The organism is Ideonella sp. P3_A4, assembly GCF_056403075.1.
In genome coordinates, this window is record NZ_JBFUGE010000337.1 from 1 (window position 1) to 6,697 (window position 6,697).

General features: G+C 67.5%; 6 protein-coding genes. 3 read left to right on the forward strand and 3 right to left on the reverse strand.

Translation table 11 applies throughout. The annotated features are described in order from the left end of the window. Positions 1–497: alpha/beta fold hydrolase (locus AC1DYI_RS23270; RefSeq protein WP_477206505.1), on the reverse strand; the 497-nt coding region annotated here is incomplete at its 3' end. Between the two features lie 123 nt (positions 498–620). On the opposite strand from AC1DYI_RS23270, the gene AC1DYI_RS23275 reads away from it, so the two are divergent. Further along, positions 621–1,466 (forward strand): cupin domain-containing protein, encoded by an 846-nt coding sequence (locus tag AC1DYI_RS23275; RefSeq protein ID WP_477206506.1) that lies wholly within the window; start codon positions 621–623, stop codon positions 1,464–1,466. A gap of 118 nt (positions 1,467–1,584) precedes the next feature. Here AC1DYI_RS23275 and AC1DYI_RS23280 read toward each other — a convergent pair whose 3' ends face one another. Beyond that, the gene (locus AC1DYI_RS23280; protein WP_477206507.1) at positions 1,585–3,489 is read right to left on the reverse strand and encodes a bifunctional diguanylate cyclase/phosphodiesterase; all 1,905 of its coding nucleotides are present in this window, start codon (positions 3,487–3,489) and stop codon (positions 1,585–1,587) included. Between the two features lie 43 nt (positions 3,490–3,532). Further along, positions 3,533–4,273, reverse strand: coding sequence for a transglutaminase-like cysteine peptidase (locus tag AC1DYI_RS23285; RefSeq protein ID WP_477206508.1), 741 nt, complete (start codon positions 4,271–4,273; stop codon positions 3,533–3,535). 222 nt (positions 4,274–4,495) lie between these two features. Between AC1DYI_RS23285 and AC1DYI_RS23290 the strand changes: the two genes are divergently transcribed. After that, complete coding sequence (locus tag AC1DYI_RS23290; RefSeq protein WP_477206509.1) at positions 4,496–6,361, forward strand: TolC family outer membrane protein; 1,866 nt, start codon at positions 4,496–4,498, stop codon at positions 6,359–6,361. A gap of 130 nt (positions 6,362–6,491) precedes the next feature. Beyond that, a partial coding sequence (locus AC1DYI_RS23295; protein WP_477206510.1) for a hypothetical protein occupies positions 6,492–6,697 on the forward strand: 206 nt, incomplete at its 3' end.

A 6,697-nucleotide genomic window follows, 5' to 3' on the forward strand; every position in this document is an offset into this window, starting at 1 on the left:
GCCCCCACCAACACCACCTTGGCGACGCGCTGCGTGCCATGGCGGCCGACATAACGAGCCACTTCGCCGCCGCCGGTCGAGAAGCCGACCAGCGTTGCGTTCTTCAGGTTCAGCGTCTCGATCACCACGGCCAGATCGTCTGCGTACTGGTCCATGTTGTTGCCAGTCCAGGACTGGCCCGAGCGGCCGTGGCCGCGGCGGTCATGGGCAACGACCCGATAGCCGTGGTCGGCCAGGAACAGCATCTGCGATTCCCAGCTGTCCGAGCTGAGCGGCCAGCCGTGGCTGAAGACGACGACCTGGCCGTCCTTCGGGCCCCAGTCCTTGTAGTACAGCGGCGTTCCGTCTTTGGCGGCAATGTAGTTCGAGGCCAGCGCGGCCGCGCTGCGGGCAGCAACCTGCCCAGTGGCGACCTGCGTATTGGCGGCCTGCGCTTGAGCGGCCAATGAAGCCAGGGCCACGGAAGAGGCGACGAGAAGCTTGGCGAAGGTGTGCATGGTGAAGCTCCGGGTTGGGTTTTGGACTGCGACAGGTTTGTCTGCCGGCAGAACGAACTTTGCCCGCGAAGTCCGTACGATATGCTCCATTCAGTACGCAAAACTTGATCAGGAGTTCAACCCATGGGAGACCGGCTGGCCGCATTGCTGGACCACTTCTCGGTCCGCGCGCACACCTTCCACGCCGGCATGCTGTGCGGCATCAACGCCTTGGAGGCGAACGAACCCTTCGGTCAGTTGCACCTGATCCAGGACGGGGCAGTCGAGGTGCGCCACGGCTCGACGCCGACCTTGCACATCACGCAACCGAGCCTGCTGCTGTACCCGCGCCCGATGGCCCATCGCTTCATCACCGACAAGCAGCGGGGCGCGAACTTCGTCTGCGCCCATGTGCAGTTCGACGGCGGGACAGCCAACCCCATCGCTGCCGCCCTGCCGGATGTCGTGTGCCTGCCGCTCGAGCGTTTGCAAAGCTGCCAGTCGGTGCTGACGCTGCTGTTTGCCGAGGCCGAGTCGAAGAACTGCGGTCGTCAGGCCATGCTCGACCGGTTGTTCGAGGTCGTGCTGATCCACATCCTGCGCGAGCTGATGGAACAAGGCCAGGTCGGGGCCGGCATGCTGGCCGGCTTGGCCCATGGGCAACTGCGCCGCGCGCTCATCGCGATGCACGAGTCACCGCAACGCGACTGGTCGCTCGAAGACCTGGCCCGCGAAGCTGGCATGTCACGCACCGTCTTCGCGACCACCTTCCGCAACACGCTGGGCTGCACACCCGGAAGCTACCTGCAGAGCTGGCGCATCGGGTTGGCGCAGAAGCTGTTGCGCCGCGGCCAGTCACTGAAGCTGATCGCCGCAGACGTGGGTTACGGCAGCGAAGCGGCCTTGTCGCGAGCCTTCAGCGCGCAGACGGGAATATCGCCGCGCGAATGGCGCAAGGCGAATACCGCACCCGGTTCGGGTGATCAGTAGAAGCCCTTCGACAGGCTCAGGGCGAACGGACACGATGGTGGCACGGCATCTGCTGTGCGGCCACCAACCTAACCCGTTCGGGCTGAGCTTGTCGAAGCCCAGCACCCTGTCCTGCATCTCAAGCGGGCGGCACCACCGGCCCAGTCAATCCGTCCAGCCCGCAGGTGGCCAGTGCCGTCGCATCGTCGGACGAGGCCACGCCCTCGGCATAGACCTTCAGGCCGATGCCGTGCAGCATGCGCACCGCGCCTGCCACGTGCTCGCGACGTGCATGGTCGCCTGACAGACCTTCGACGAAGCTCGCGTCGAGCTTGACGAAATCCAGCCCAACCTCCAACAGGCCCGAGGCTTCGGTCAGGCGTTCGCCGGCATGTTCCAGCCCCACGCGCGCGCCGCAGCTGTGCATCTGGTTCACCATTTCGCGCACCAGATCGATGTGGCGCAAGGCGCCGTCTTCGGCCACTTCCAGCCACAGGCCCGGTGCCTCGGCAGTGAAGGCAGAAAGCAACGCTCGCAGGTTGGGCACGAAGCTGCTGTCCATCAGCGACCCCGGGCTGATGTTCACTGCGCGGGCCATGCCATCGTTCGCGATGGCAGCCAGCGCCAGCTTGGCGGCCAGCAGGTCGATGCGCGAGGTCAGCTGGGTGCGGCGCGCCATCGGCAGCCACTGCGCCGCCGGGACCATCTCGCCGTCTTCTTCCAGCTGCAGGCGCAACGGGCACTCGCGGTGCACCACCGCGCCGTGCATGTCCACCAGCGGGAATTCGACCAGCTTGGCGCGCTGGTTGTTCACCGCGCCCTGCAGGCGCTCGCGCCAGGCGTCTTCGCCCAGCACCAGGCCGTCGCCGGTGTCGTCCAGCTCCACGGCGTAAGCACCGCGGCCTTCGGCCCGGGCCAGGGCCTGGTCGGCCGCAGCCAGCAACGAAGACATCGGCGCGCCGTGCCACCAGCGCACTGCGCCCACCACGGCGTTGGCGGCGTGGTCGTGAGCGCGCAGCAGGTTGCGCAGGCGCGCGGCCACGTCGACCGCGGGTTCGCGCAGCGAGCCCACATCGGGCAGCACCATCGCGAAGTCAGAACCGTTCAGGCGCCCCACCTCGAACGAGCCGGCGCGGCGCGCCGATTCGACGATGGCCGCCGCCGACTCTTGCAGCAGCCTGTCGGTCGTCGCGTGGCCCAGCTTGCGGTTCAAGCCCTGCAGGTCGGCCAGGCGCACCAGCACGATGGCACCACCAGCGCTGCCGTCTTCGCTGCCCAGCATCACCTTCAGGCGGCCCATGAAGTGGGCGCGGTTGGACAAGCCCGTCAACGCATCGCAGTTCGCCTGGCGACGCAGCTGTTCCACCTGCGCGGCCTGCTCATCGAACATGCCTTTCAGGCGCGCGACCATGGTGTTCATCGCCCGCGTCACTTCACGCAGCTCGGGCACCACCGGCTCGCTGATCGTGATGAAGCGGCGCTCGGTCAGCGCGGTGGCTTGCTGCACGGTCGCCTGCAACGGCAGGCGGATGCGGCGCACGGCCACTGCGGCCAAGGCGCCCAGCGCCAACGACAGCACGGCCAGGATGGTGGCCGTCGACAGCGTGCTTTTCCACAGCTGGTCATCGGCAAAGCTCGAATGGCTGCGCACCTCCAACCGGCCCAGTTGCTTCCAGCCATCGCTCACCAGAGCCGAGCCCGGGGTCGGCGAGATGCCCAGCAAATGCACGAACCAACGCGGCGCGGCGCTGGCCTTCGGGTCGGCCCGACGCTCCTGCACCACCTTGCCGTCTGCACCGGTGAGGCGGATCAGCTCGTAGAAGCCGGAGTCGAACTGGCTGGCAATCACCAGCTCCATCGCTGTGGCGTCGCCTTTTTGCTGCGACAGCGTCAGCGCAAGAAACTGGGCGGTGTCGTTGTTCTTCAGCCCCAGCTGCGTTTCGAGGTATTGGCGGGCTGAGTGCACGGTGATACCGAATGCAGCGGCAAACGCCAGCACCAGTGTCAGCGCGAGCAACAACCAAACCTGGCGGATCAGTGACATGGTCCCTCCTGGGGCATGCTTATACCTTGTTCAAGGCAGTGGATTACTGGAAAAAACCGTCCTGGCGCGCCTTGGCCAGCGCGTCGCGCCAACGTGAAAGCCGCTCGGTCGGACCCGCTCCGCTGACCGCCACCGTGCCCACACCTTCCCACAAACCCTCGGCATTGAAGCTGAAGACGGGGGACAGGTCGGGCCGGCGGCTGGCGTGGCGCAGGTCGGTGATCAGGTTGTCCAGCACGAAGGGGTCGGCCTCCGGGCTGGGGTAGTAGGCAAGCACCATGTGCGGCTGCACCAGCCCACCGGGCCCACCGGTGGTTGCCCGCACGTAGACCATGCGCAGCTTGCGGTGCGGCACGCCCAGGGCCGTGAGGGTGAAGTACTTGGCGATCGCATAGTCCTCGCAATCGGCCATGCCCTTTTGCAGTGATTCGAGCGGGCTGGCCCAGTAGTCGACCTGGCCCCAGATGTCGATGTCGTCGCGGTACTGCAAGCGTCGGTTGTAGAACTCGTTGACGGCCGCCATCTGGCTCAACTCGTCCTGCGACTGCACACTGGCCATCGCCTGGCGCAAGGCCTGCGCACCTTGCAGCGCCTGGTCGCCACGGCGGGCTGCGGCCTGCACGATGCGCTCCGGGTCCCAGGCCTGCACGCCCAGCGACAGCGTGACCAGCAGCAAGACGACCCAACGCACGCTCGGCAAGGCTTGCCTCAGCCCCATGGCCGCACGCGCAGCCCCGGTGTCGAACCGGACGGCAATGGCGGCAGCAACGAAAACGTCGGGCATCGAAGGGTTGTCGGCCATGCGGGGCGCGACTTGAGCGGCGCCGTCGCCAGTCTGACACCAACCGCCAGCAGCTGTCGCTGGACCGCCACAGGCAGCAGGGATAACTGGCGCTCGCTCGCGATAGTTGCTACAGCCCGGCTCGCCACACGAGAGAAAACCCGGGCCGCTCCAGTACATTGATTGAGTTTGCCCCCTGAATGGCAATGCAATGAGAAGGCAAGCATGAAGAAGAACACCCTCGTCGGCTTCAGCCTGATCGCGCTGGCCGGCAGTGCCGCACTGGCACAAGGCGCGCCAACCGTTTCGGCGGCAGCCCAGAAGGCGATCCAGACCAACCCCGAGGTGGCCGCCAAGTTCAACGCGCTGCGCGCCTCGGTCGAAGAGGTCGACGCGGCAACGGGCGGCTACCTGCCCCGGGTCGACGTGACCGCCGAAGCTGGTCGCACCGACGACCGCATCACCAACCGCACGCCCGCGAACCAGACCCTGGACCGCAGTGGTGTGGCGCTGAACATCACGCAGGTGCTGTGGGACGGCTTTGCCACCCGCAGCGAAGTGCGCCGCCTGTCGCACACGCGCATGGCGCGCTACTTCGAGTTCCTCGACGCGACCGAGCAGACCGCGCTCGAAGCCGCCCGCGCCCACCACGACGTGCTGCGCTACCGCAAGCTGGTGACCTTGGCCGAAGACAACTACGTCCAGCACAAGTACGCGTTCGACCAGATCCAGAGCCGCGTGCGCGCCGGCGTGGCCCGTGGGGTGGACCTGGAACAGTCCGGTGCCCGCCTGGCGCTGGCCGAGTCCAACCTGGTGACCGAGAAGGCCAATCTGCACGACGTGACCGAGCGCTACCGCCGTATCGTCGGAGAACTGCCGCCAGAGGCAGGCGCCCCGGGCAACGCGCTGGCCCAGGGCCTGCCCACCACCGGCGTGGATGCGCTGGAAACCACCGCGCGCCGCAGCCCGGTGATCGCCGGCGCGGTAGAAAACCTGCGCGCCGTGCGGGCCCAGTCCGAAGCGCGCCGCAGCAGCTTTCAGCCGCGTGTCGAGGCGCGCTTGCGCTCGGGTGGTGGCCACAACTTCGACGGCATCGAAGACCAGAAGCGCGACACGTCGGCCACCATCGCGCTGACCTGGAACATCTTTAATGGCGGTGCCGACGACGCCCGCCAGCGCCAGCAGGTGCACCTGCTGAACCAGGCCGCAGACCTGCGCGACAAGGCCTGCCGCGACGTGCGCCAGACCGCAGCCATCGCCTACAACGATGTGCGCAAGCTCGACGAACAGYTGGGCTACCTGGACCGCAACACGATCGCGATCGAAAAAGCCCGCGACGCCTACCGGCAGCAGTTCGACATCGGCCAGCGCAGCCTGCTGGACCTGCTGAACGCCGAGAACGAGCTCTACACCGCCAAGCGCTCGTACGCACTGGCCGTGGCCGACCGCGACATCGCCGTGGTGCGAACCCACGCCGCGATGGGCACGCTGGTGGCCGCACTGGGCCTGGCCAAGCCCGACGCCCAGAGCCTGGCCCCGGACAGCGAAGGCTGGACCGCCGGCGAAGACGCCGCCGGCCGCTGCCCGCTGGCGCCGACCGAGCTGCCGAGCATGGCCAAGTCCGACCTGGATGCCAAGGCCCGCGCGATGCAGATCGCCTCTCCACCGCTGGCGCTGAACCCCGCCCCTGGCGTCGCGACGCCGGCGGCGACTGCGCCCTCTTCCGCTGCACCCGCACCACCCGCCGCATCTGCCGCCATCGCCCCGGTCGAGCAGCGCCTGCGCGACTGGGCCGCGGCGTGGGCGTCGAAGGATTTCGCCAGGTACACCGCTTTCTACAGTGCCGACTTTGGCCCGCTGAAAGCCAACAAGGCCAAATGGCAGGCCGAGCGCCAACGCGCCTTGAGCAAGCCCGGCGAGATCAGCGTCCAGCTGACCCAGGTGCAATCGCGGGCCTTGTCGCCCACCCGCGTCGAGACCTCGTTCGAGCAGGCTTACCGCTCGTCGAACCACAGCGACACGGTGCACAAGACGCTGACCTGGGAACTGCAAGACGGCGCCTGGCTGATCGTCGGCGAAACCAAGCGCTGAAGCCTGGGCTTTCTGGCCACACCAGCCCGGTTTTTGGGCGGGGATTGGGTTGATTTTCGATAGACTGCCGGGGCCCGTAATGGCGGGTGCTTCCACGCGCCCCAAAGCCCCCATGCCCGTCCGCCCTTCGATGCAGCCCCTTTCCCCGCTCGGCCTGGTGGCCACCGCCCTGGTGCTGGGTTTCGGGTGGGCCGGCCCGTCGGCAGCGCAACAGCCACCGGCGGCCGCGGCCTCTGGCGTTGTCGCGTCGCCTGAGTCGGTCGAGGTCCAACGCCTGCTCAAGGACGGCCAGCACACGCAAGCGCTGAAGCTGATCGACGAGGCCCTGTCCAAGAA

Excerpts from the sequence above, each read along its gene's own strand:
- AC1DYI_RS23275 (WP_477206506.1), top strand. The coding sequence starts at position 621 with ATGGGAGACCGGCTGGCCGCATTGCTGGACCACTTCTCGGTCCGCGCG.
- AC1DYI_RS23285 (WP_477206508.1), bottom strand. The coding sequence starts at position 4,273 with ATGCCCGACGTTTTCGTTGCTGCCGCCATTGCCGTCCGGTTCGACACC.
- AC1DYI_RS23280 (WP_477206507.1), bottom strand. The coding sequence starts at position 3,489 with ATGTCACTGATCCGCCAGGTTTGGTTGTTGCTCGCGCTGACACTGGTG.